This is a genomic window from Acetobacter indonesiensis (assembly GCF_000963945.1).
GTDB lineage: Bacteria > Pseudomonadota > Alphaproteobacteria > Acetobacterales > Acetobacteraceae > Acetobacter > Acetobacter indonesiensis.
In genome coordinates this window covers 1-236 of sequence record NZ_BAMW01000023.1, presented here as the reverse complement: position 1 = coordinate 236, position 236 = coordinate 1, and the positions used below count along the sequence as shown (strand labels likewise).

At 53.4% G+C, this 236-nt stretch carries 1 protein-coding gene; it reads right to left on the bottom strand.

Annotated features, from left to right (window positions below; translation table 11 throughout):
* On the bottom strand, window positions 1-236 hold a 236-nt coding region (locus tag Abin_RS07495), incomplete at both ends, for a hypothetical protein (protein ID WP_048845747.1).

The window sequence follows — 236 nt, the reverse complement described above, 5'->3', positions numbered from 1 at the left end:
GCATTCACCACCCTATCGGAACCGGTCACCCGAAGTGTGCCATCCCCTGATTTTGCCGCCAGAATACCACTGGCCTCGTTGCGGAACCCACCAACAGTCAGATCAAACCCCTTATCGCCGGATAATGTCCCTCCATTATCCAGCGTTCCAGCCATGACCAATGTCAGAACACCAGTGCTGGTCAACTGACTGCTGGCATCACTTTCGTAAGCATCCGTATTCAGACTGAGGGTTTG